This is a genomic window from Nitrososphaera sp., from assembly GCF_050748925.1.
Lineage (GTDB): Archaea > Thermoproteota > Nitrososphaeria > Nitrososphaerales > Nitrososphaeraceae > Nitrososphaera.
In genome coordinates, this window is sequence record NZ_JBOGQF010000205.1 from 1 (window position 1) to 2113 (window position 2113).

3 protein-coding genes are annotated in these 2113 nt (G+C 52.0%); 2 read left to right on the plus strand and 1 reads right to left on the minus strand.

Annotation, left to right across the window (positions count from 1 at the left end):
• On the minus strand, positions 1–766 hold a 766-nt coding region (locus ACREAY_RS11485), incomplete at its 3' end, for a TrmB family transcriptional regulator (RefSeq protein ID WP_431755907.1).
• 212 nt (positions 767–978) lie between these two features.
• Between ACREAY_RS11485 and ACREAY_RS11490 the strand changes: the two genes are divergently transcribed.
• Both ACREAY_RS11490 and ACREAY_RS11495 read left to right on the plus strand, forming a co-directional pair.
• Positions 979–1698: an archaellin/type IV pilin N-terminal domain-containing protein gene (locus tag ACREAY_RS11490; RefSeq protein ID WP_431755908.1), complete on the plus strand. Its 720-nt coding sequence runs from the start codon at positions 979–981 to the stop codon at positions 1696–1698.
• 281 nt (positions 1699–1979) lie between these two features.
• The coding region (locus ACREAY_RS11495) for an archaellin/type IV pilin N-terminal domain-containing protein (RefSeq protein WP_431755909.1) at positions 1980–2113 on the plus strand (134 nt) is incomplete at its 3' end.

Genomic DNA, 2113 nt, shown 5'->3' on the forward strand with positions numbered 1-2113 from the left:
TCACAAAGTCGACCGGCGCGTGCGTGGTGTCGACCACCTTGACTTCCATGTCGCCCTTGGCGCCACCGTTTTCGTCAAGGTATTCAGTCACCTTCTGGCACGAGGTGTGGAGCTTTACCTTCACGTCCTTGCGAGCAAGGTCTGTCAGGCTGTCTGTTATCTCTGCATGGTAGAGGTTGACAAGGTAGCGGTCGGAAAACAGCGCCGACACTTCGTTTGCTGCGCCTTCGAGCATCCTGACAAGTTTTGCGTGCACAGGCCCTTCGCCTACTATTACCTGATAACTTTCCTTGCCCTCCTGCGCCGGTATCACCATGCCATCGATGATGCTGTTTATCATGTTCTGGTTTTCGTCTTTGTTGTTTGAAACGGAACGCAGCGCGTTCTGCTTTGCCCGCACCAGGCAGTCGATGGCCTCCGTGTACGGCAGGGCATAATATTTCTGCGGCCTGTCAAACGTCGAAAGCACGACTCCTTTTGCGAGCAGGTTGGAAAGGTAGTGGTAGGTTTCAGTCCGGCCGATGCCGGTGTATTTTGAAGCGTCGGTAGCGGTAGAGTGCTTGCGTATCATCAGGTAGAGCAGCACCTTGGCCTCGTTGAGGCTCAGGTCGAGCTTTTGGAGATCCGGCAAGAGTTTCTTCTGGACTGTAAGAAAGTATTTTGCAAAAACGCGGTCGATCTTGTCGTCGGCGCCATAAATCGAATCTTCGACTTCGGTAAGGTCAAGGTCTGTGTCGTAGAGTTTTTTGACGCTTGTAGTAGTCATATAGAAGTAGACACTAGAAAAAAATTATTTAACGATTTGTTAGTAAGAAAGCTACATACAGAAAACACGGCATATGCCGTAAACATTACGGCGATTGCCTAGCTACTGCCGCCGTTAATGGCATTAAAGGGCATTTTCTACCATCTATGCGGCGAATAACGGCAAGCTTTGCTCCTGCAAAAGTTACTACAACAGATGCGCGCAAGTCGCCTTTGGCATGTAAAAAACTCTACATGCAGCTAGAGTTAAACTCGGTCCATGTCAGCAGGATCGTGGAAGCCAGAAAGAATCGTCGTGGTGTCGTAGGCATCGAATCGGCAATCGTGCTTATCGCATTTGTAATAGTTGCCGCCGCAATAGCATTCGTCGTACTGAACGCGGGGTTTGCGACCACTGACAAGGCCAAGAACGCAATCAGCACCAGCCTGTCAGAGGCTAGCTCTGCCCTTGAAGTCTCCGGCGTTTCGACCGGAAAAGGAAACGTGACGGCGTCCAAGATTTCAGCTTACACGGTCCCGATAAAGCTGGCCGGCGGAGGCTCGGCTGTGGACATTTCAAAGATTGTCATCAGATACACAAGCAAGACGGTCAGCTATGACAACATCTACAAGGGCGCGCTCAGCAATACCACCTTTGCATCCATAGACGACGCGATACAGCAGGTGCGCGACCAGAACATCATCACGATAATGCCGGGCGTGGGCGCGGGGCCGACAAACACTGTCGCAGTCCTGTACTTTGCGACCAACGGCAACAACAACGACGTGCTTGACCAGGCAGAGCAGGCAGTCGCGCTGGTGATATTCAAGGATGCCGACAGGCCGGGCGCGCTTGATGTTTCGAGGCTTGAAGTCATCCCGAGTTTCGGCGCTGCGCTGACGGTAGAGCGCGCAATCCCGCCTATATCGGACCAGGTCATAAACCTGAACTAGATTTATTCCTGCAGGCCCTGGCGCCCTGCCCGGGCAAAATATTTTTTCATTTTAGAAATAGTCCCGACCGAAAACGAAGGATACGAAAAGCTGGTCGGGACTTGGCGGATCTGTCTGCTTAGACAGCATGATAGATGTGGCTCAAAGCCTTCAAGGCGTGTCATGCCAGCAATCTACATGCGGCAGGCCTCGCAGCACGCGCGCATGCAGCGCGCAAGCGCAAATGAAGTATAATTGCGGACATACTCTAGGTTTTATCATTACCGGCATATACTGGAGGCATGGAAGTCAAGAGGACTCCTAACAACAAAAGCAAACGCACTAGGCGCGGCGTCGTGGGCATCGAGTCTGCAATCGTATTGATTGCATTCGTTATCGTTGCAGCGGCTCTGTCCTTCGTGGTCCTGAACATGGG